Below are 20,821 nucleotides of genomic sequence, written 5' to 3'. Positions count from 1 at the left end.
GTGACACCCTGGTGAGATGACCGACGATCTCGCCGCGCGCCTGCTCGAGGCCCAGATCTCTTTCACCTTGCGCGAACTGCGCGACCCCCACTCTTACGGCCAACTCGTGGTCGAGCAGGTCGATGCCTTCCTCGGCGACGTGTCCCGGTTGACCCTCGACGACGTCATCACCCGTGACCTGATCAAGCTGACCGCCCACAAGTACACCGTGCAGTTGCCGGTGGAGGGCTCGATCCCGGAGTTGGTCGGTGAGATCGCTGCTCGCCTGTACCGCCATCGCGTCAACGACGAGATCGCGATGACGGAGGTACTCGACGCGCGGCACGCCGACGAATTGTTCACGGCGATCGCCGAGACCGGGATCGCCCGTCGGATCGCTGCGGAGATCGCGACCAGCCCGGCCGCGGTCGATGCCTGCGTGGATGTGGTGGCGCACGCCTTCGACGCCGCAGTCGCCGACGGGCGCGCGATGGCCGGCGGCCCTGGCGTGGCCGCCTCGGTGGTCCGCGGGGTCACCCGGCTCGCAAGTCCGCTCGTGCCGGTGGTGTCCTCGGCGCTGACGATCCTCACCCGTCGGGGCGCGAGCTACGTGCTGGCCGCGGCCAAGGAGGACGGCGACGCCGTCCTGCTCGACGCGGCGCGCGATCTGTGGCGGTTGCGCTCGGACGACTCGGTCGGCTGGTGGCGCGAACTGGTGACCGACGACGACATCGACGACCTCGTCGTCGTACTGTTCGAGTTCTGGAAGTCCTTCCGCGACACCGACTATTTTCGCGCACTCCTCGACGAGGGCATCGACCACGTCTTCGACAAGTACGGTGCGGTGACGCTGGTCGACCTCCTCGCCGACCTCGGTATCGGTCGAGCGGATCTGATCGAGGAGGGGCTGCGCTTCGGTCCGGCGGTGATGTCGCGGCTCGACGAGCGGGACATGCTCGAGCCGGTGGTCCGCCGACAATTCGAACCGTTCTACCGCTCCGAGGAGTTCCGCGCGGCGATCGAGGCGACCTGAGCGGTCGGTGACGACCGACCCATGACCCGGTGAACCGACACGCATGTGCCTGACCCGCCGGGCTGTCGCACCCCTTCGGTAGGGTGCACCGGGTGAGTTCGAGCGCACCGGCAATACCCGGAGTCAAGTCCGTCAACGCACGTCTGGCCGAAGAACTGGCCGTCGGGGAGCACCAGGTCGCCGCAGCCGTCGCGCTGCTCGACGAGGGCTCGACGGTCCCGTTCATCGCGCGGTACCGCAAGGAGGTGACCGGCAGCCTCGACGACGCGCAACTGCGCCTACTCGACGAACGACTGCGGTACCTGCGGGAACTCGACGAGCGCCGGGCCGCCGTGCTGGCCTCCATCTCCGAGCAGGGCAAACTCACCGACGAACTGAAGGTCGCGCTCGTCGCCGCCGACACCAAGTCGCGTGTCGAGGACATCTACCTGCCCTACAAGCCCAAACGCCGCACCAAGGCCCAGATCGCCCGAGAGGCCGGTCTCGAGCCGTTGGCGCAGCGACTGCTCGACGATCCCACCCTCGTCCCCGAGGACGTGGCGGCCGGATTCGTCGCCCCGGCGGACGGGGATTCCGCGGGTGTCGCCGACGCCGCGGCAGCCCTCGAGGGCGCACGTCACATTCTCATCGAACGGGCCGCGGAGGACGCCGAACTCGTGGGCGCCGTCCGCGAGAAACTGTGGTCGCAGGGCGCCCTGCGGACCGCGCCGCGCTCCGAGGTGGTTGCGAAAACGCCTGCCGGACAGAAGTTCCGCGACTATTTCGAGTTCTCCGAACCGCTGGAGAAGATGCCCTCGCATCGGGTGCTCGCCGTGCTGCGGGGTGAGAAGGAGGACGTGCTCTCGCTGGATTTCGATGCCGGCGAGGACGACGAGTACGAGGCGATGGTCGCGGCCACGCTCGGTGTCGACCGGTCGCATCCGGGCCCGGCAACCCCGTGGTTGTCGCAGACCGTGCGCTGGGCGTGGCGGACCAAACTGATGGTGTCGGCGGCCGTGGACGCCCGCGTCCGTCTGCGTCAGCGCGCCGAGCAGGACGCCGTCGCGGTGTTCGCGACCAACCTGAAGGACCTGCTGCTGGCCGCACCGGCCGGCGCGCGCACCACCCTCGGACTCGACCCGGGATTCCGGACCGGGGTGAAGGTCGCGGTGGTCGACGCCACCGGCAAGGTGCTCGACACGTGCGCGATCTATCCGCATCAGCCGCAGAAGCAGTGGGATCAGGCCAAGGCGACGCTCGGTGCGCTCATCGCACGTCATCAGGTGGAGTTGATCGCGATAGGCAACGGCACCGCGTCCCGCGAAACCGATGCACTGGCAACCGAACTCATCGCCGACATCAAATCGGCCGGTGCTGCGGTGCCGACCAAGGCGATGGTGAGCGAGGCCGGCGCGTCGGTGTACTCGGCCTCGGAGTACGCCTCGCGCGAACTCCCGGCCCTCGACGTGTCGTTGCGCGGCGCGGTCTCGATCGCGCGGCGCCTGCAGGACCCGCTGGCCGAACTGGTCAAGATCGAACCGAAATCGATCGGTGTCGGCCAGTATCAGCACGACGTCACCCCGGGCACGCTGGCGCGAAGTCTGGACGCGGTGGTCGAAGATGCCGTCAACGCGGTCGGCGTGGACCTCAACACCGCCTCGGTCCCGCTGCTCGCCAAGGTGTCCGGAGTGACGCCGACGCTGGCCGAGGCGATCGTCACCCATCGTGATTCGGTCGGTGCGTTCCGCAATCGCACGGCGCTGCTCGATGTTCCGCGACTCGGGCCCAAGGCATTCGAACAGTGCGCGGGCTTCCTGCGCATCCGCGACGGCGACGACCCGCTCGACGGTTCGGGCGTGCACCCGGAGTCCTATCCGGTGGTGCGTCGAATTCTCGATCGTTCGGGCATCGGCCTCGCCGAATTGATCGGTAACGAACGCACCCTGCGATCCCTGCGCCCGGCCGATTTCGCCGACGAGCGTTTCGGTGTGCCGACGGTGACCGACATCCTCGCCGAGTTGGAGAAACCCGGACGTGACCCGCGTCCGGCCTTCACCACCGCGACCTTCGCCGACGGTGTGGAGAAGGTCGCCGACCTCACGCCCGGCATGGTGCTCGAAGGTGTCGTCACCAACGTCGCCGCGTTCGGCGCGTTCGTTGATGTCGGCGTCCATCAGGACGGGCTCGTGCACGTCTCGGCGATGTCTGATCGCTTCGTGTCCGATCCCCATGAGGTCGTGCGTTCGGGGCAGGTCGTCCGGGTCAAGGTCCTCGAGGTCGACGTCGAACGACAGCGGATCGGCCTCACTCTTCGCCTGCAGGACGAGGTCTCCGGCGGTGGTGCGCGACGTGGCGGGGCCAAGGACGGAGCCAAGGACGGGGGTGCGAAATCGCAGCCTCGAAATGCTCAGTCCGGCACCAAGAACGACCGTCGGGGTGGCAAGCCGAAAGACGACGGCCGACGGGGTGGCAACTCGCGCCGACGCGAGGCGGCCCCCAATGGCTCGATGGCACAGGCCCTGCGGGACGCGGGCTTCGGGCGTTGAGAAGCCGGTGACCGATGATCGGGTGATCACCGTCAGTGCCGTTGTGCTGCGAAACGAATCGGGTGCCCTGCTGATCGTGCGCAAGGTCGGTAGCTCCCGGTTCATGTTGCCCGGCGGCAAACCCGAGCCCGGGGAGGCTCCGCGCGAGACCGCGATTCGTGAGTGCGCCGAGGAAACCGGTGTGCGGTTGCCTGCCCGGGACCTGACCGAGCTCGGGACCTTCACCGCCGCCGCGGCCAACGAAGTCGGATTCGCGGTGCGCGCCAACGTCTTCGAGTACCGTCGCGTGGTTCAGGACGCCACTGCGGCAGCCGAGATCGCCGAACTGCGATGGCTGTCTCTCGACGACGCGGGGAGTACACGCACCGAGAACACGTCGGTGTCGTTGGCGCCCCTGCTCGTGGAGCAGGTGATTCCCGCGCTGCGCAGCCGGGATCAACCGTCGGCCGGCGAGGTTAGTCTGAACTGATGCCGATCCTCAACAAGGACATGACCCTGTGCATCTCGCTGGCCGGCCGGCCGTCGAACATCGGTACGCGCTTTCACAACTATCTGTATGACGAACTCGGCCTGAACTTCATCTACAAGGCGTTCACGACCGACGACATCGCCGGGGCGATCGGTGGCGTGCGAGCCCTGGGGATTCGCGGATGTTCGGTGTCGATGCCGTTCAAGGAGGCGGTCATCCCGCTCGTCGACGAGATCGAGGAGTCGGCGTCGGTGATCGAATCGATCAACACGATCGTCAATGACAGCGGTCGGCTGATCGCGTCGAACACCGATGTCGAGGCGGTGTCGGCGCTCCTCGAGAGCCACGAGCTCGATCGGGATGCCGCGGTGATGGTGCAGGGCTCGGGCGGGATGGCGCGGGCCGTCGTCGGGGCGTTCCGCAGTGCCGGGTTCGGCGACCTCACCGTCGCGGCGCGCAACGAGTCCGCCGGCTCGGCGCTCGCCGACAAATACGGGTATCGCCACATCAGTGCTCCCGCACCCGGTGCCGACATCATCGTGAACGTGACCCCGTTGGGGATGTCCGGCGCCGATGCGGACGCGCAGGCGTTCGACGATGCCACGATTGCCGCTGCCGCAACGGTGTTCGACGTGGTTGCCTTCCCACCGGAGACGCCGCTGATCGTTGCCGCCCGGACGGCGGGGAAGCAGGTCATCACCGGAGCCGAGGTGATCGCGCTCCAGGCGGCCGGGCAGTTCGAGAAGTACACCGGAGTCGCGCTGACCGCAGAGCAGGTCGCTCGGGCATCGGAGTTCTCTCGCCGCTGACGGTCCCCACCGCTGCATGGGATCTCACCGACGTCGCCAAGCTGAAACTCATTCGTGATCGCCACCGGTGTCGCCGGCACGTCGTACCTGATCTGATTGTCTCACCAGCACCACACACCACTTCTGTCACACCTATCGTTGTCATCGGAAACGGCGCAGCTCGTGTCAGAACGAACGCCGGGAGAGCCACGATTCATGAACATTCGTCTTGTTCGACGTGCGCGAGTGGCGGCGGTCGCCATCGTCGTGTCGACCATGATGGTGGGCGGTGGCATTCTCGCCGGAACCGGCGCCGCGAACGCAGCACCCTGTGGCAACGGCGGTACCGGGTCAACCGGATCCTTGGGCTCCACCGGCTCACTGGGTTCTGGGTCGGCGGGCTCGGGATCACTGGGGACGGGATCAGGCAGTTCGAGCAATCCCAACACCGGCCCGCAGGGGAATCTGCCGATCTACCGGGGACCGAGTACCAACACGGTCGCCTGGATCACCGGGCCGAAGAGTCCCGATCAGACGTTCTCGCGGTTCGGTATCTCCGGCACCGACCTCGGGATCAGCTGGGACAACGGTTCCGGGCAGACGCTGATGGCCTTCGGCGATACCTTCGGCGACTGCGCCGTGGCGGGGCAACAGTGGCGGCACAACGTGTTGCTCCGCTCCACCGATGACGACTTCACCGACGGGGTCAGCGTTCCCGACGCGGTACCCGGCGATCCCCGATCGGGCAGTGTGGTCGGCGCCGACGCCCCCAACTTCGCGACGCAGCTGATCCCGGCCATCGGGGTCAGTCAGGTCGAGGTCACCACCATCCCGACCACAGCCATCTCGCTGCCCGACGGCGACGGCGGCTACACGCAGTACATGAACTACATGTCGGTGCGGTCGTGGGGTGACGCGGGACACTGGGTCACCAACTTCTCGGCGATCGCCTACTCCACCGACAACGGGCAGACGTGGGCCACCGACCCCAACACCATCCTGATCAACGCCCCGGTGACCCTCGCGCTCCCGGGTGCACTGCGTGAGGTCACCTACAACAACGGCAAGTTCCAGCAGAGCGCCTACTTCCGCGGCCACGGAGCCGATGCCGGCTACATCTACCAACTCGGTACGCCCAACGGACGATTCGGCGCCGCGTTCCTCGCCCGATTCGCGCCCGGGGACATCCGCAATCTCGAGAACTACGAGTACTGGACCGGCAGTGGGGCCGGACGTGGATGGAAACGCGACATCACCGCCATCCCCGACGACGGTTCGGCGCAGATCCTGCCGCCACCGGTCACCGAGGCGTCGGTCTCCTGGAGTCCCTACCTGAACAAGTACATGATGCTCGACGGGGACAACGGGATTCGTCTCCGGACCGCCGACCATCCCGAGGGCCCGTGGAGTGCTCCGACCTACCTGGTGCCGCCAGTCGCCGTCGTCCTGTATGGGCCGATGATCCAGCCGCACTCACCGGCGATCCTCGGTACCGGAAAAGATCTGTACTTCAACGCCTCCCGGTGGAGTGACTATAACGTCATGCTGCTGCACTCGGACCTGTCGAAAATCCCGCACTGACGCACGCGGACACGTGTCGCCGGTGCCGGGGTCAGTCGTCGGGTGTGGCGGCGTCGAACAATCGACGGAACAGATTGGTCTCGGCGAGGTCGACGAGCTCGTCACCACGACCGGACAGCACCGTGCGGATGGCGTACAACGTGAAGCCCTTGGCCTGCGCAGCGGTGATGGTCGGCGGGATCGACAACTCCTGGCGCGCAGTCGCGACGTCGAGGACGGCCGGACCGTCGTGGGCGAGGAACTCGCGCACGGCCTCATCCAACTCGCGGGGGTGTTCGATCCGTCGCCCGTAGATACCCAACGACTGTGCGACGGCGGCGAAGTCGGGATTCTCGAGGTCGGTGCCGTAGTTGACGAACCCGGCCGCCTTCATCTCCACCTCGACGAAATTCAGTGACGAATTGTCGAAGACGACGACCTTTACCGGAAGCCGATTCTGCGTCAGCGTGATCAACTCACCGAACAGCATCGTCAGTCCGCCGTCACCGGCGAGTGCGATGACCTGCCGGCCGGGCAGCGACGCCTGCGCGCCGACGGACTGCGACAGGGCGTTGGCCATCGATCCGTGCGTGAACGACCCGATCAGCCTTCGGGATCCGTTCATCGCGAGGTAGCGTGCGGCCCACACCACCGGCGACCCCACATCGGGGATGAACACCGCGTCGGGATCGGCGTACTTGCTGAGCAGCATCGTCAGATACTGGGGGTGGATCGGTGTCTTGCCGTCGTCGACGGCGAGTTCGTCGAGAGACGTCCGCGCCTTCGCATAGTGATCGAGCGCAGCACTCAGGTGGTCCGACGGCCGCTCGCGCGTCAGCAGCGGAGTCAACGCCGAGAGGGTGTCGGCGACGCTGCCGACCAGCCCGATATCGACGCGGGTACGGCGCCCGATCTGCTCGCCGCGGATGTCGAGCTGGATGATGGTCGCCTCGGTGGGGAAGAACTGCTGATACGGAAAGTCGGTGCCGAGCATGACCAGCGTGTCGCACTTCTCGATCGCGCGATAGCCCGAGGAGAAGCCGAGCAGCCCGGTCATCCCGACGTCGAACGGATTGTCGTACTCGAGAAACTCCTTGCCGCGCAAGGCATGCACGATCGGCGCCTGAAGCGCGTCGGCGAACGCCACCACCTCGTCGTGGGCGCCGGCCGTGCCCGCACCGGCCAGGATGGTCACCCGCTGCGCACCATTGAGATGCTCTGCCACCCGGCGCAATTGGTCGTCGGTGGGCCGAATCACGGTGGGAATCGCGCGGATCGGTGAACGATTCTTGCGGCGCGCGGTCTTGGCCAGGAAGATCTCGCCAGGGACGATCAGGACGGCGACGCCACGCTGCTCCACAGCGGTGCGCATCGCGATGTCGAGAAGCCGGGGGAGTTGCTCGGGCGTCGAGACCATCTCGCAGAACGAACTGCACTCGGTGAACAGTCGCTCGGGGTGGGTTTCCTGGAAGTAGCCGCTGCCGATCTCGGCGGCCGGGATGTGCGCGGCGATGGCCAACACCGGCACCCGTGAGCGGTGGGCGTCGTAGAGGCCGTTGATCAGGTGCAGATTGCCCGGTCCACAACTACCCGCACAGACGGCGAGTTCACCGGTGAGTGCGGCGTCGGCCGAGGCCGCGAACGCTGCGGTCTCCTCGTGGCGCACGTGCACCCAGCCGATCGTGCCGTCTTTCCGCAGCGCATCGGTGAAGCCGTTCAACGAGTCGCCGGGGATGCCGTACACGCGCTCGGTACCCGAGGCCCGGAGAGTCTCGACGATTTCGGCAGCGACGGTGTGGGCCAAGGGATCTCCTCAGGTCTGGGTATCGGGACGTCGGGTGGGTCGGCCTCAGGTCGGTCGGAATCGGAGTCCGGCGACGGCGGTGCCGTTCCAGAGGGAATTGGAGATCTCGTTGTCGCGCACCGGGATCACCTCGCCGCCATGGTCGAGGACCGTCACCACGATGTCGGACAGTACATCGTGACCGGTGTCGTCGACCGTGACCTCCCCGGTTCGGGTGTCGATGCTACCCAGCACATCGACGGTGAAGTCGTAGAGCAATGTCGACACCGCGCCGGAGGTGGCGGCACGGCTGATGTCGGCCAGGTCGGTGGCCACCAGTCCGGAGGAGACGCCGTCGGCGATGCGATCGAGAACGGCATTGTTCCGCTCTGCATTGAGCGTGGGCATCTCGGCGCGGATGGCTGCGTCGATGCGGTCGGCATGCAATTCGTCGGGTGCACCCGGGACGGCGACGACACGACGCGTTGACTCGACGTTGCGATACAGATCGAGCAGCGGGTCGGCGGCGAACAGGAACAACGGTCGCTCGCCGTGCGGATCTCGCGGCGCCAGTTCGGCTTTCACTGCCTCGGCCACGCGCTTGGCGTACTGCTCGAGCAGAACCTTCTTGCCTTCGTCGCCGACGAGACGGCGAACATGGCCCCGGTCACGGATCGTGGCGCGATTGGTGGCGTCGGCAGCATCGACGGCGTGCTCACCGCTGAGTTCGAGTTCGGTGGCCACGGTGGTCGCGGTGGCCTCCCACAGATTCCATCCGTTGGCAGAAAGCGTCAACCCGAAGGCCGATTGGCTCGCGGTGACCGCACGCACGATCTGTCCGAGATCGAAATATGAACCGACCTGGGACTGATTCTCCAACCGGTTGGGCAGGGCGAACATCTCGACCTGGTCGGGGGTCAGGAAGATCGCGACCGATCGCGACAAACGCCCCCATACCTCGTCGGAACGAACCTTCTCCCACTGCGCGCGCAGCGACTCCTCGACGGCATGGCGAATCCCGATTTCCCGCAGGGTTCGGATGCCCTGGTCAAAGGCGCTCTTGGCGTTCAGATAGCTGGTTTCGCGCGCGTCCGGTGCCGGTGAGGTCTCGGCGTAGATCGTGATCGCGTTCTCGCGCGGTGCCCCGAGCTCCTTGAGATCATCGAGGGTCGGGAGGGTGAAGCGGGCCATGGTCCGTCCTTTCGGGTCGTCCGTACGGCTGCCTCCTCACTGTAACCACGACGTCGACTCACACGTGGGGATTCTGTCGGGTGATCACCGATGGGCCGAGTGTCACGGCACCGAGAGCGGTTACGCGCCTTCGTAATTCGCGGTCGGCGGTGACCACGGCGAGCTGTGATGTGTCGGTTCGCGCGACCACGTCGACGATCGCGTCATCACCCGAGCCGTCGGCGTCGATGACGGTGACCGACGCGGTCGAGGCGATGCCCCGCGCCCGGCCCTCGACGACCAGGACGATGTTCACGGGCCCCTCGAACCCTGCGACACCGGAGTCGGCGACGGCGGCGAGCCGGTCCCGCAGGCGTTCGGTGGCCCCGCGCCGGTCGCGCCACCATCCGTCGGGCACCGAACCGACGACGTTGGCCGCATCCACGACGAGGACCGGTTGTCCGTCGGCGGGGTGATCGATGTCGGGCTCGCTGCGTGGCATGTCCCATGCACTCACGACGACTCGCGCCGGTCAACCCGTGACGCCGAACGACCAGGTGAATGCACCATCACGCATGATTCGGCTACGGTCGAGACATGAGCCTCGCCATCGGCATGATCACCATCGATTCGCTGGACCCGGTACGACTCGGCCGGTGGTGGGCCGACGCGATGGGCGGCACCGTCGTCGCCGAGAACGAGGGCTACTTCGTGATGGTCTCCCTCGGCGAGGGCGCACCGACCTTGGGTTTCCAGAAGGTGGAGGATCCGACACCGGGCAAGAACCGAGTGCACCTCGACCTCACCGCCGACGACCGCACTGCTCAAGCACAACGACTCGTCGACGCCGGCGCCACACGCATCGGGGAACACGAGATCGACGGATTCGCGTGGATCACCCTGGCCGACCCCGACGGCAACCAGTTCTGCGTGGCCTCGGGCCACTGATCGCCACGCATCTCTACCGATGGGCTTCACCAAGGCGCAACTGCTCTCGCACCGCGACGAGCGGATCGACGACCTCCTCGGTCCCGGATGCCGACTGCTGTTCGTGGGGATCAACCCCGGGCTCTGGAGCGCGGCCACCTGCGCACACTTCGCCCGGCCGGGTAATCGCTTCTACCCGGCGCTGCACCGCGCCGGGATCACCGACAACGTGATCGATGCGTCGTCGGGCATGAGCGAGGCCGATCGCGCGGCTCTCCTGAACGCGGGGATCGGCATCACGAACGTGGTCGAGCGGGCCACCGCAGCGGCTGCCGACCTCTCCGCCGACGAATTGCGCTCGGGCGGGCAACGATTGCGCTCGACCGTTGCCCGGGTCGCTCCGCGGGTGGTGGCGATCCTCGGAATCACGGCCTACCGCACCGCATTCGGGCAGCGCAACGCAACGCCCGGACGACAGCCCGACACCCCGGACTGGGCCGGGGCGCAGCTGTGGGTGGTACCCAACCCCAGCGGGCTCAATGCCCACGAGACCGTGGACTCGTTGGCTCGGGCCTATCGAGAGGTCGCGATGGCCGCCGGGGTGGTCACCGACTGACGTCCTGCGATCGTCCGCCCTGCGATCGTCGCGGCGTCACTCGATGTCGCCCGACTGCATCACGCGAATCCTGGCGGAGAGCAACTGCACCTCAGGGCGTGCGGCGGCATAGCGTTCCACCGCATCGAGAATCTCCACCGCGTGCGCCCGGTCCGGAGACACGACGGCAACCCCGATTCCCGTGCGCCGGTGCACCTCCCGGTGATCGACCTCGGAGGCGGCCACGGCGAACCGCGATTTCATCTCGGCGATGATCGGTCGGATCACCGACCGCTTCTGCTTGAGGGAATGAACATCACCGAGCAGGTAATCGAACTCTGCGAAACCGATCCACATCGTGGGGTGATACTACGCCCCGTCTGCACGGACGCACCGCGTGGGGGAACGTCGGGGTGCGTCCGTGCGGGAGATCACCAGGGCGCGCACAGGAATCATTCCGGCGAGCCGAGCAGGGTGGCCACGTGGTCGGGGACGTATTTCGACAACGATCGCGGGGGACGGTGGTAGTTGCCGGTCTCGATGGGATGCTTGGGCAGGTTGACCTTCGGACTCGGGACCTCATGATACTCGATGGTCGAGAGCAAATGCGAGATCATGTTGAGGCGCGCGTGCTTCTTGATGTCGGATTCGACGACGTACCACGGGCAGATCGAGGTGTCCGTGTGGACCATCATCTCGTCCTTGGCGCGGGAGTAGTCCTCCCACCGGTAGACCGATTCGAGGTCCATCGGGCTCAACTTCCATTGCCGCACAGGGTCGTTCATCCGTGCTCGGAATCTGCGAAGTTGCTCGTCGTCGGAGACCGAGAACCAGTACTTGCGCAACAGGATTCCGTCATCGATGAGCATCTGCTCGAAAATCGGTGTCTGACGCAGGAAACGTGTGTGCTCCTCGGGGGTGCAGAACCCCATCACCTTCTCGACGCCGGCACGGTTGTACCAGGACCGGTCGAACAACACGATCTCACCCGGTGCCGGCAGGTGGGCGACGTAGCGCTGGTAATACCACTGTCCCCGTTCACGATCGGTGGGGGCGGGCAGTGCGGCGACCCGCGCGACCCGCGGACTCAGATATTCGGTCACCCGCTTGATGGTGCCGCCCTTGCCCGCGGCGTCGCGCCCCTCGAAGATGACGACGACCCGAGCGCCGGATTCGCGCACCCACTCCTGCAGTTTCACCAGTTCGGTCTGCAACCGGAACAGCTCCGCCTCGTACACCGAGGTGGAGATCTTGACCTTGTCCGGCTTGCCCTTCTTTGCCATGCGGAAGAGCTTAGGCCGCGCACGGCTCCCATGCGCCCGACACGGCGGAGGTGGTCCTCACGCAGGCGAGAGTTTGGCCACGGCGTCGAGTTCACCCTCGAGTTCGGCGACGGAGGCATCGATCCGGGCTCGGGAGAAGTCGTTGATGTCGAGGCCCTCGACGACTTCCCAGCGACCGCCGACCGCCCGCGCGGGAACCGAGCTGACGAGTCCTTCGCGAATGCCGTACGCGCCGGTCGACGGCATCGCGACCGACGTCCAGTCGTCCCCGGCGGTACCCAGCACCCAGTCGTGGACGTGATCGATGGTCGCGTTGGCCGCCGAGGCGGCCGACGACGCCCCGCGCGCCTCGATGATGGCGGTGCCCCGGGTGGCGACGGTCGGGATGAAATCCTCGACGAGCCAGCGCTCGTCGGCGGCGATCTCGGCGCCGGGGGTGTCGCCGACCCGCGCGTGGAAGATGTCGGGGTATTGGCTTGCCGAGTGGTTGCCCCAGATGGTGACGCGACTGATCCGGCCGACCGGGGTCCCGGTACGCCGGGCGAGCTGGGCGATCGCACGGTTGTGGTCCAGTCGGGTCAGCGCGGTGAATCTCTCGGCGGGGACGTCGGGGGCGTTGGCAGCGGCGATCGCCGCGTTCGTGTTGGCCGGATTGCCGACCACGATCACCCGGATGTCCTGTGCCGCCACATCATTGATGATCCGACCCTGCTCGGCGAAGATAGCCGAATTGGCGGCGAGTAGTTCGGCGCGCTCCATCCCCTTGGTCCGGGGCCGGGCGCCGATGAGAAGCCCGAACCGGGCACCGTCGAACGCTTTGCGGGCGTCGTCGAAGATGTCGATCGACTCCAGCAGCGGAAATGCGCCGTCCTCGAGTTCCATGGCCGTGCCCTCGGCGGCGGTGACCGCGGCAGGCAACTCCAGCAGCCGTAGACGGACCGGGCGATCGTGCCCGAGCATCGCGCCGGCGGCGATGCGGAACAGTGAGGCGTAACCGATACTGCCGGCGGCTCCGGTCACGGTCACGACGGCGGGACTGACATCGGGCATGGTGGGTCCTGTCTGCGAGGGGTTGTCGGTGGTTCGGTGCTGCGCGGTACTCAGGGGTGATCTCGGGCCAGGACGACCACGGTCTCCGGGGTGTCGGCGGTGGCGGGTGCGGTCAACGTCAGGGCAGCGCCGTCGAGGTGCCAGACCAGCGGTTGGCCGGTGAAATGCGCCAGCCAGGCGTCGGCGCCCGCGCGCGGCGGCGGACACGCCATCATCGTCGATGCCAGTGCGCCGACCTGAAGCCTGGTGATCGGTTCGGTGCCGTGTGCGGAACCGGTGTGCAGCGCCGCGCCGCCCATGTGCCGATTGCAGCCGGCGGTCATCGAGATCCGCCCGGCGTCGCCGAAGGCGATCACCAGTGGTCCGCCGCCGGGGATCGCCGCGCCCGACACCGAGACCGAGGTGAACGACGAGCTCGCGGGCAGGGCCTGCGGCACGGAGGGGTCGCCCGAGGCCGTATCCGGATCGCGCAGAACGGTGATCGCCACCGCGGCAGCCACGACAGCGAGGATCGCCGACATGGCGACGGTGCCGGAGACGGTGCTGTGTCGTGACCATGGGAAGACCACGAGGGCAACCGTAGTCGACGTGTTCTCCGCCTGCCGTTCTCGGCATCTGGCCGACGGCGATCGGCATGATGGATCCACCGTGCCACGGTGGGCGTCACAGCGGTGGCAGCGGCCGCGTACCGTGGACGGCGATTCGATCCGGGAACAACTGGTAGGAGAACGCTCGGTGGGAAAGCTGACGAACAGCATGTGGCGTTTGCTGGGGGCACAGAGTTCGCGGAACCAGTCCAAGTCGCTGAGCCTGCTCAAGGATGCCGAGGCACACACCGACTGGGCCGCCGACCTCGACGACGCGGACTTCCGCGCCGAGGCGGAAAAGCTCGACATCGGCGCCGATGGGGGAGATCGCGCGAAGTTCCTCGCCCTCGCCCGCGAGGCCGCCGACCGGTCGCTGGGTCTGCGGCCGTTCGATGTCCAGCTGCAGGGTGCGCTGCGCCTGCTCGACGGCGACGTCATCGAGATGGGTACCGGTGAGGGCAAGACGCTCGCAGGCGCTATCGCTGCGGTCGGATATGTCCTGGAAGGCCATCGCGTCCATGTCATCTCGGTGAACGACTACCTCGCGACCCGTGACGCGGAGTGGATGGCTCCGCTGTTCGCGGCCTTCGGCATCACCGTGCATGCGGTGTCGGAGAACTCGAGTCGTGCCGAGCGCAAGCAGGCCTACGACGGCGACGTCACCTATGGCTCGGTGAACGAGATCGGCTTCGACGTGCTGCGCGATCAGCTCGCGATCCATGCCGACGAACTCGTCTCGCCGACCCCCGACGTCGCGATCATCGACGAGGCGGACTCGGTCCTCGTCGACGAGGCGCTCATCCCGCTCGTCCTCGCCGGAACCGCTGATGTCGAGGTACCCGATCAGGCCATCCACGACGTGGTCGCGCGGATGAAGAACAAGCACTACGAGATCGACGTCGAGGGACGCAACGTCTCGCTCACCGACGAGGGTGCGGCCTTCGTCGAGGAGGAACTCGGCGGCATCGACCTCTACGACGAAGAGCACGTCGGCACGACCCTGGTCCACGTCAACGTCGCCATGCACGCCCACCACCTACTCGAGCGCGATGTGCACTACATCGTGCGCGACGGCGGAGTGCACCTGATCAACGCCTCCCGCGGTCGGGTGGCCCAGCTGCAGCGGTGGCCCGACGGCATGCAGGCGGCCGTGGAGATCAAGGAGGGCCTCGCCCAGACCGACTCCGGCGAGGTCATCGACACCATCACCGTGCAGGCATTGATCGGCCGCTACCCGAAGGTGTGCGGCATGACCGGTACCGCGTTGGCCGCCGGTGAGCAGTTCCGACAGTTCTACGACCTGCGGGTCTCGCAGATCCCACCGAACACCCCCAACATCCGCAAGGATCTGCCCGACCGCGTCTACGACACCAAGGCCAACAAGGTGGAGGCGGTCGTCGCCTACGTCAAAGAGGTGCACGAGACCGGTCAGCCGGTCCTGATCGGCACCCACGACGTCGCCGAGTCCGAAGAACTCGCGTACTTCCTGGAGAAGGCCGGCGTGGGATGCGTGGTCCTCAACGCGAAGAACGATGCCGAAGAGGCCAAGATCATCGCCGAGGCGGGCACGAAGGACGCCGTCACGGTGTCGACGCAGATGGCCGGACGCGGCACCGACATCCGATTGGGCGGATCGTCCGACGACGAGACGGCTCGCGAGGAGATCATCGAACTCGGCGGACTGTGCGTGGTCGGCACCGGGCGGCACGACACCGAACGTCTCGACAACCAGCTGCGTGGCCGCGCCGGCCGTCAGGGTGACCCGGGCATGTCGGTCTTCTTCAGCAGCCTCGAGGATCCCGTCGTCACCAAGAATCTCTCGTTCAAGCGTGATCCCGTCGCGCAGTCCGAGGACGGGTCGATGGGATCGAAGGGAATCGACCTCATCGAGCAGGCCCAACGGGTGGCCGAGGGCGTGATGCTCGAATTGCACGCCAACACCTGGCGTTACAACCAGCTGGTGAATCAGCAACGCGAGATCGTGGTCAAACGCCGGATGGAGGTGTTGACCACCGACACCGCGCTCAAGGAACTCCGTGATCTCGAACCGGAGCGGTACGCCGAACTCACCGGAACCGCCAAGGCCGAGGATGCCGCCGGGGCGGATGAGAAGGCCGGGGTGGATGAGAAGGCGGCGGAGGTCGAGGAGACTGCAGGGGCCGCCACCGAGGACAGCGCGACCGAGGACAGTGCCGCCGCGGACAGTGTCACCGAGGCGAACACGACCGACCAGGCCCACGCGACCGACGCGTCCGACGTGACCGACGCGTCCGACGTGACCGAGGAGAAGTCGCGGTGGATCCCCGTCGAGCCGCTCGCCGACGACGTGCTCGAGCAGGCGGCCCGCGAGATCATGCTCTACCACCTCGATCGCGAATGGGCCGATCACCTCGCCTTCGTCTCCGACGTCCGGGCGAGCATCCACCTGCGTGCGATCGGGCGGGAGAGTCCGCTCGACGAGTTCCACCGGCTCATCCTGGCCGAGTTCTCCGAGCTGCCGACACGGGCGATCGACAAGTCGCGCAAGACCTTCCGCGAGGCGGTGATCACCCCGGACGGGGTGGACCTGGGAGCCGCGGACCTGCACCGGTCGACGATGACGTGGACCTACATGGTTCACGACAACCTGTTCGCGTCCGGCGGCGCCAAGACCCTGCAGGGAATCATCGGTATCTTCCGGTGACCGGATCGGGGGGAGACGACGACGGCCCGGTGACGGCAGCGGCGCCCGGCGTCGACCGCATCCTCACCGTGCCCAACGCGCTCAGCGTCTTGCGGCTGGTCCTCATCCCGGTCTTCATCTGGTTGGTGATCGTCGAGAAGGCCGACGGGTGGGCGTTCGTCGTGCTGTTCGTCTCCGGGGTCACCGACTGGCTCGACGGGAAACTCGCCCGGCTGCTCGACCAGTCGTCACGACTCGGCGAGCTGCTCGACCCCGCCGCCGATCGCCTCTACATCGTGGTCATCCCGATCTGTTTCGGGCTGCGCGACTTCGTGCCGTGGTGGTTGATCGGCGTCATCATCGCCCGGGACGTGCTGTTGTTCGCGAGCGCACCGCTGCTGCGTTCGCGCGGGCTGGTGGCGCTGCCGGTGCTCTACGTCGGCAAGGCCGCGACCTTCGCCCTGATGAGCGCCTTCCCGTGGCTGCTTGCCGGACAACTTGATTCGGTGATCGGCACCATCTGCTATCCGATCGGATGGGCCTTCCTGATCTGGGGCGTCGCAATGTATCTGTGGTCGTTCGTGCTCTATTGGGCCCAGACGATCATGGTGATGCGCATGATGCCGCGACTCGACCGCGTCTCCTCGGCCGCAGCGGGTTAAAGTCTCGAACGAACAGAAAGGGGGCACAGTGACCGAAACCAACGTGCCGGCCGAGTTGACCTATACGCCCGAGCATGAATGGGTCCGTCGGGTCTCGCCCACGACAGTCCGGATCGGGATCACCGACTTCGCCCAGGAGCAGCTCGGTGACGTCGTCTTCGTGCAGTTGCCCGACGTCGGGTCGGACGTGGAGGCCGGCGAGTCGTTTGCCGAGGTCGAGTCGACCAAGAGTGTCTCCGACATCTTCGGGCCCCTCAACGGGACGATCGCGGCCGTCAACGACGAACTCGAGTCGACGCCGGATCTGGTCAATTCCGAACCCTACGAAGCCGGTTGGCTCGTGGAGATCGCGGTCGAGGAATCCGGCGAACTCGACGCACAACTGGGCGACCTGCTCGACGCCGACGGATACCGGCAGGTCATCGACGGCTGAGCGGCGACACGGCGGCATCGCGTCGGCCTCGCCCCGAGGGACGGCAGCCGGCCCGATCCACCGGATACGCGGTGGCGTAACGCCGAAACGCTCCCCAACGGTCGTGGTCGGCGGATCCGGGCGGCTATGATCAATCGGTGTCTGCCGGGTCTGATGGGTCGGGGTCGGCGCGAAACGGTAGGTTGGATTCGGGCGCCGACAGGTGCGACCGAACCGACGCCCCGTGCGTCGGGTACCCGGTTCCCCGACCCGCTTCGGACGCGGCCGAGCGCCTCGACGGCGCCGCGATCGACAACAGCGCACTTCGGACGACGAAGGAGAGATAGTGAGCGATAACGACAAGGACTTCGAGGCGCCCGTGGAGACCACGTCGGTCTTCCGCGAGGAGTTCATCAACGAACTCGACTCGGCCGGCACCTCGAGTGAGCCCGCCGACACCGGGGTCGAGCGACTCTCACCCGGCACGGCGCTGCTTGTCGTCAAGCGTGGTCCGAACGCCGGATCCCGGTTCCTGCTCGACCAGGCGACCACGTCCGCGGGCCGCCACCCCGACAGCGACATCTTCCTCGACGACGTCACCGTGAGCCGCCGGCACGCCGAGTTCCGGCTGTCCGACGCCGAGTTCCAGGTCGTCGACGTGGGCAGCCTCAACGGCACCTACGTGAACCGCGAACCGGTCGACACCGCGACGCTGAGCAACGGCGACGAGGTCCAGATCGGCAAGTTCCGGCTCGTATTCCTGAGCGGCCCGCGCGACGGTTCCGCTTCCTAGGCACGTGCCGGCCTCCCCAGCAGGGCAGCGCGGCGACGGACCGATGTCCATCGGGTCGGTCCTCGCACTGCTGCGTGAGGACTTTCCCGACGTCACCATCTCCAAGATCCGATTCCTCGAGTCCGAGGGATTGATCAGTCCGGAGCGTGCGCCGTCGGGCTATCGCAGGTTCAGCCAGGCGGACTGCGATCGGCTGCGCTTCGTGCTGACCGCGCAGCGTGATCGCTATCTGCCGCTGAAGGTCATCAAGGAGCAACTCGACTCGATCGATCACGGCAACGACGGGTCCACCGGCAACGGCACGCGGTTGCTGTCGTCGGCTCGCTCGGCGGTGGCGCCGGCCACCGACTTCGGTTCCCGCGCAGACCGGGTGTCACGGGAGTCGTTGATCGAACGCACGGGTGTGGACTCCGCGTTCGTGACCGAACTCCAACGCAGTGGCCTGCTGACGCCCGGCCCCGCCGGGTTCTTCGACGAGGACGCGGTGCGATTGGTGGAAGCCGCTGCGGCACTGGCGAGCTACGGCGTCGAGACACGACACCTGCGCGCGTTCAAGGTCTCCGCCGACCGTGAGGCCGGGCTGGTCGCCCAGATCGCCAGCCCGATCGCCAAGGGCAAGGGCACCGGTGCCCGCGATCGCGCCGAGGAGTTGGTGCGGGAGATCGCGGCCCTCTCGGTCACCCTGCACACCCAGCTGGTCAAGGCGGCCGTGCGGGACGTCTTGGACTGACGTCGGCGTTCTGACGCCCGGCCCGATCGTCCGGTCGGACCGACTCGACCTTCGTGTGGCGGCGGTGCGGTGTAGCGTCGAGAAGGACCCATCGGGTCACGAGAGAATCGGTTCCGTCGTCATCGGGTGGAGGTGCATGACATGAGCGAAATGCGCGTGGTCGGTATCCGCGTCGAGCCGCCACAGAGTCAGCCCGTGTTGTTGCTGCGTGAGGTCGACGGCGCACGATATCTGCCGATCTGGATCGGGCAGAGTGAAGCCGCGTCGATCGCGCTGCGGCAGAAGGGGATCGAGCCGCCGAGGCCGTTGACCCATGATCTGATCGTGAACCTCATCGAGGAGTTCGGGCAGACCCTCGTCGAGGTACGCATCGTCGACATGCAAGAGGGCACTTTCTACGCCGAGATGGTCTTCGCCAACGACCTCCGGGTGTCGGCGCGCCCATCGGATTCGATCGCGGTCGCCATGCGTGCCGAGGTCCCGATCATCGCCGACGAGGAGGTCCTCGCCGAGGCGGGTCTGCTCATCCCGGACGAGGACACCGACGAGGCGCCGAACGAGAAGGACGACGAGGTCGAGAAGTTCAAGGAGTTCCTCGACAACGTCTCACCCGACGACTTCAAGGCGAGCGGCGGCGCCTGATCCGCGTGAGGCGATCGGTTTCGCCATCGGCGGGAGCGACACATCACGGATCGGCAACCGTCTGGTCTCCGTCTGCCTCCATCTCAAGTAGAGGTTGAGCCTCCTGGCGCGTCGCGTTGATTCGGAGTCGTCGGCAGGCATAGCGTCAGTGCCGGATCGCCGCAGGACATCCGTGGCGAGCAGGACATCGATCGGCGCGCGGGCGCGTACAGTAGACCACCGAGGGTGGCCGACTAAGTGCATGCCCGTCCGACCGGTTCTCAAGGTGTGGCGAGGAGTCTGCAGTGGGCGATCAGCCGATGGACAACGGTGCGAGTGGGGATCGTGGCGCGCCGCGAACGGCGACGCAGGGAAGCCTGGAGGACATCGCTCCCGGCCTGTTCCCCAATGACACGGTGCCCGACGAGCTGATCGGCTACCGCGGCCCGAGCGCCTGCCAGATCGCCGGCATCACCTACCGTCAGCTCGACTACTGGGCACGGACCTCGCTGGTCGTCCCGTCGATTCGCGGTGCCGCCGGGTCCGGCAGTCAACGGCTCTACTCGTTCAAGGACGTCCTGGTCCTCAAGATCGTCAAACGTCTGCTCGACACCGGGATCTCGCTGCAGAACATCCGTGTCGCGGTCGACCACCTGCGTCAGCGGGGGGTCGAGGACCTCGCGCGGATCACCCTGTTCTCGGACGGGACGACGGTCTACGAGTGCACCTCTGCCGAAGAAGTCGTCGACCTGCTCCAGGGTGGTCAGGGCGTCTTCGGGATCGCGGTGAGCGGAGCCATGCGCGAACTCACCGGCACCATCTCCGACTTCCCCGGTGAACGGGCCGACGGCGGCGTCACCGAGACCGCTCCGGAGGACGAGCTCGCCGCACGTCGCAAGAGCCGCACGCGCCGCACCGGATAGCCACCTCGTGGCGCGCTGCACCCGGCGGGTTACCCGACGGTAGACTGGGCGGGCGCCGCTGCATCACGGGAGAGCGTCGCCGTCCACGCCTCGGATACGAGGTCACGCGGTGACCGCCGAAGGAGCAATACCTCTCCGTCAAACTCTCAGGCACCCGGACCGTGATGGACGACGGCGTCTCTGGAAAGTGACGAGCCACTCGTCCGCCCACGGTGAAAGGCCAGACGCGTCGGTGACGCCGCGTACGGCCGAATCTCTCAGGCGCCGGC

Annotated in this window: 21 protein-coding genes and 1 riboswitch; of the genes, 14 read left to right on the top strand and 7 right to left on the bottom strand. The window is 66.9% G+C overall.

Annotation, left to right across the window (positions count from 1 at the left end; genetic code table 11):
* The first annotated feature begins 16 nt into the window (after nucleotides 1-16).
* The 5 genes from AC5ZH6_RS13965 (at nucleotide 17) to AC5ZH6_RS13945 (ending at nucleotide 6,375) form a co-directional block, all read left to right on the top strand.
* On the top strand, nucleotides 17-1,012 hold the full coding sequence (locus AC5ZH6_RS13965; protein ID WP_006368093.1) for a hypothetical protein: 996 nt from the start codon (nucleotides 17-19) through the stop codon (nucleotides 1,010-1,012).
* 83 nt (nucleotides 1,013-1,095) lie between these two features.
* Nucleotides 1,096-3,537 (top strand): Tex family protein, encoded by a 2,442-nt coding sequence (locus AC5ZH6_RS13960; RefSeq protein ID WP_288336624.1) that lies wholly within the window; start codon nucleotides 1,096-1,098, stop codon nucleotides 3,535-3,537.
* Between the two features lie 7 nt (nucleotides 3,538-3,544).
* Nucleotides 3,545-4,006, top strand: a complete 462-nt coding sequence (locus AC5ZH6_RS13955; protein ID WP_211544795.1) for an NUDIX hydrolase — start codon at nucleotides 3,545-3,547, stop codon at nucleotides 4,004-4,006.
* A complete protein-coding gene (locus AC5ZH6_RS13950; protein WP_211544796.1) occupies nucleotides 4,006-4,815 on the top strand; it encodes a shikimate 5-dehydrogenase in 810 nt (269 codons plus the stop codon). The genes AC5ZH6_RS13955 and AC5ZH6_RS13950 overlap by 1 nt, the downstream gene beginning before the upstream one ends.
* Before the next feature lie 195 nt (nucleotides 4,816-5,010).
* Entirely contained in the window at nucleotides 5,011-6,375 is a 1,365-nt protein-coding gene (locus AC5ZH6_RS13945) for a glycoside hydrolase family 183 protein (protein ID WP_249155031.1), read from the top strand.
* Between the two features lie 31 nt (nucleotides 6,376-6,406).
* On the opposite strand, the gene poxB is transcribed toward AC5ZH6_RS13945, so the two are convergent.
* From poxB to AC5ZH6_RS13930, 3 genes are read right to left on the bottom strand one after another with little or no spacing between them, the layout of a single operon-like run.
* A complete protein-coding gene (poxB, locus tag AC5ZH6_RS13940) occupies nucleotides 6,407-8,158 on the bottom strand; it encodes a ubiquinone-dependent pyruvate dehydrogenase (protein ID WP_211544799.1) in 1,752 nt (583 codons plus the stop codon).
* 45 nt (nucleotides 8,159-8,203) lie between these two features.
* On the bottom strand, nucleotides 8,204-9,328 hold the full coding sequence (locus AC5ZH6_RS13935) for a baeRF11 domain-containing protein (RefSeq protein WP_288336622.1): 1,125 nt from the start codon (nucleotides 9,326-9,328) through the stop codon (nucleotides 8,204-8,206).
* A gap of 58 nt (nucleotides 9,329-9,386) precedes the next feature.
* Nucleotides 9,387-9,809 carry a PIN domain-containing protein gene (locus AC5ZH6_RS13930; protein WP_288336626.1) on the bottom strand — a complete coding sequence of 141 codons (423 nt, stop codon included), beginning with the start codon at nucleotides 9,807-9,809 and terminating at the stop codon, nucleotides 9,387-9,389.
* Between the two features lie 95 nt (nucleotides 9,810-9,904).
* Between AC5ZH6_RS13930 and AC5ZH6_RS13925 the strand changes: the two genes are divergently transcribed.
* Together AC5ZH6_RS13925 and AC5ZH6_RS13920 are read left to right on the top strand one after the other, a co-directional pair.
* A complete protein-coding gene (locus AC5ZH6_RS13925; protein ID WP_006368085.1) occupies nucleotides 9,905-10,255 on the top strand; it encodes a VOC family protein in 351 nt (116 codons plus the stop codon).
* Nucleotides 10,256-10,274: 19 nt separating this feature from the next.
* Nucleotides 10,275-10,850: a mismatch-specific DNA-glycosylase gene (locus tag AC5ZH6_RS13920; RefSeq protein ID WP_288336621.1), complete on the top strand. Its 576-nt coding sequence runs from the start codon at nucleotides 10,275-10,277 to the stop codon at nucleotides 10,848-10,850.
* A 36-nt stretch (nucleotides 10,851-10,886) separates the two neighbouring features.
* On the opposite strand, the gene AC5ZH6_RS13915 is transcribed toward AC5ZH6_RS13920, so the two are convergent.
* From AC5ZH6_RS13915 to AC5ZH6_RS13900, 4 genes are all read right to left on the bottom strand, one after another.
* Nucleotides 10,887-11,186 carry a DUF503 domain-containing protein gene (locus AC5ZH6_RS13915; protein WP_006368083.1) on the bottom strand — a complete coding sequence of 100 codons (300 nt, stop codon included), beginning with the start codon at nucleotides 11,184-11,186 and terminating at the stop codon, nucleotides 10,887-10,889.
* Between the two features lie 95 nt (nucleotides 11,187-11,281).
* Nucleotides 11,282-12,112: a polyphosphate kinase 2 gene (gene ppk2, locus AC5ZH6_RS13910; protein WP_006368082.1), complete on the bottom strand. Its 831-nt coding sequence runs from the start codon at nucleotides 12,110-12,112 to the stop codon at nucleotides 11,282-11,284.
* Nucleotides 12,113-12,169: 57 nt separating this feature from the next.
* The gene (locus tag AC5ZH6_RS13905) at nucleotides 12,170-13,162 is read right to left on the bottom strand and encodes a malate dehydrogenase (RefSeq protein ID WP_006368081.1); all 993 of its coding nucleotides are present in this window, start codon (nucleotides 13,160-13,162) and stop codon (nucleotides 12,170-12,172) included.
* Between the two features lie 50 nt (nucleotides 13,163-13,212).
* Nucleotides 13,213-13,731: an META domain-containing protein gene (locus AC5ZH6_RS13900; protein WP_288336619.1), complete on the bottom strand. Its 519-nt coding sequence runs from the start codon at nucleotides 13,729-13,731 to the stop codon at nucleotides 13,213-13,215.
* Nucleotides 13,732-13,897: 166 nt separating this feature from the next.
* On the opposite strand from AC5ZH6_RS13900, the gene secA2 reads away from it, so the two are divergent.
* The 7 genes from secA2 (at nucleotide 13,898) to AC5ZH6_RS13865 (ending at nucleotide 20,552) form a co-directional block, all read left to right on the top strand.
* Nucleotides 13,898-16,432 carry an accessory Sec system translocase SecA2 gene (gene secA2 / locus AC5ZH6_RS13895; protein ID WP_288437793.1) on the top strand — a complete coding sequence of 845 codons (2,535 nt, stop codon included), beginning with the start codon at nucleotides 13,898-13,900 and terminating at the stop codon, nucleotides 16,430-16,432.
* Nucleotides 16,429-17,073 carry a CDP-alcohol phosphatidyltransferase family protein gene (locus AC5ZH6_RS13890; RefSeq protein WP_288337471.1) on the top strand — a complete coding sequence of 215 codons (645 nt, stop codon included), beginning with the start codon at nucleotides 16,429-16,431 and terminating at the stop codon, nucleotides 17,071-17,073. The genes secA2 and AC5ZH6_RS13890 overlap by 4 nt, the downstream gene beginning before the upstream one ends.
* A 28-nt stretch (nucleotides 17,074-17,101) precedes the next feature.
* Nucleotides 17,102-17,506, top strand: coding sequence for a glycine cleavage system protein GcvH (gene gcvH, locus AC5ZH6_RS13885; RefSeq protein ID WP_006368077.1), 405 nt, complete (start codon nucleotides 17,102-17,104; stop codon nucleotides 17,504-17,506).
* Between the two features lie 322 nt (nucleotides 17,507-17,828).
* A complete protein-coding gene (garA, locus tag AC5ZH6_RS13880) occupies nucleotides 17,829-18,278 on the top strand; it encodes a glycogen accumulation regulator GarA (protein ID WP_035727025.1) in 450 nt (149 codons plus the stop codon).
* A 43-nt stretch (nucleotides 18,279-18,321) separates the two neighbouring features.
* Nucleotides 18,322-19,008, top strand: a complete 687-nt coding sequence (gene ftsR, locus AC5ZH6_RS13875; RefSeq protein ID WP_006368075.1) for a transcriptional regulator FtsR — start codon at nucleotides 18,322-18,324, stop codon at nucleotides 19,006-19,008.
* A gap of 141 nt (nucleotides 19,009-19,149) precedes the next feature.
* Nucleotides 19,150-19,650 (top strand): bifunctional nuclease family protein, encoded by a 501-nt coding sequence (locus AC5ZH6_RS13870; RefSeq protein ID WP_006368074.1) that lies wholly within the window; start codon nucleotides 19,150-19,152, stop codon nucleotides 19,648-19,650.
* A 284-nt stretch (nucleotides 19,651-19,934) separates the two neighbouring features.
* On the top strand, nucleotides 19,935-20,552 hold the full coding sequence (locus AC5ZH6_RS13865) for a MerR family transcriptional regulator (RefSeq protein WP_006368073.1): 618 nt from the start codon (nucleotides 19,935-19,937) through the stop codon (nucleotides 20,550-20,552).
* 56 nt (nucleotides 20,553-20,608) lie between these two features.
* A riboswitch (glycine riboswitch) is annotated at nucleotides 20,609-20,724 on the top strand.
* Nucleotides 20,725-20,821 lie beyond the last annotated feature (97 nt).

The sequence above is a fragment of the Gordonia sp. YC-XJ4 genome, from assembly GCF_059511865.1.
Note: the sequence above shows the minus strand (reverse complement) of the source record. Positions and strands in the feature narration are given on the sequence as shown.

Bases quoted from the DNA above. Each gene is read 5' to 3' on its own strand.
- AC5ZH6_RS13925 (WP_006368085.1), top strand. From the start codon at position 9,905: ATGAGCCTCGCCATCGGCATGATCACCATCGATTCGCTGGACCCGGTA.
- ppk2 (WP_006368082.1), bottom strand. From the start codon at position 12,112: ATGGCAAAGAAGGGCAAGCCGGACAAGGTCAAGATCTCCACCTCGGTG.
- AC5ZH6_RS13920 (WP_288336621.1), top strand. From the start codon at position 10,275: ATGGGCTTCACCAAGGCGCAACTGCTCTCGCACCGCGACGAGCGGATC.
- AC5ZH6_RS13950 (WP_211544796.1), top strand. From the start codon at position 4,006: ATGCCGATCCTCAACAAGGACATGACCCTGTGCATCTCGCTGGCCGGC.
- AC5ZH6_RS13930 (WP_288336626.1), bottom strand. From the start codon at position 9,809: ATGCCACGCAGCGAGCCCGACATCGATCACCCCGCCGACGGACAACCG.
- ftsR (WP_006368075.1), top strand. From the start codon at position 18,322: ATGTCCATCGGGTCGGTCCTCGCACTGCTGCGTGAGGACTTTCCCGAC.
- AC5ZH6_RS13935 (WP_288336622.1), bottom strand. From the start codon at position 9,328: ATGGCCCGCTTCACCCTCCCGACCCTCGATGATCTCAAGGAGCTCGGG.
- AC5ZH6_RS13915 (WP_006368083.1), bottom strand. From the start codon at position 11,186: ATGTGGATCGGTTTCGCAGAGTTCGATTACCTGCTCGGTGATGTTCAT.
- AC5ZH6_RS13870 (WP_006368074.1), top strand. From the start codon at position 19,150: ATGAGCGAAATGCGCGTGGTCGGTATCCGCGTCGAGCCGCCACAGAGT.
- AC5ZH6_RS13905 (WP_006368081.1), bottom strand. From the start codon at position 13,162: ATGCCCGATGTCAGTCCCGCCGTCGTGACCGTGACCGGAGCCGCCGGC.
- AC5ZH6_RS13965 (WP_006368093.1), top strand. From the start codon at position 17: ATGACCGACGATCTCGCCGCGCGCCTGCTCGAGGCCCAGATCTCTTTC.
- AC5ZH6_RS13945 (WP_249155031.1), top strand. From the start codon at position 5,011: ATGAACATTCGTCTTGTTCGACGTGCGCGAGTGGCGGCGGTCGCCATC.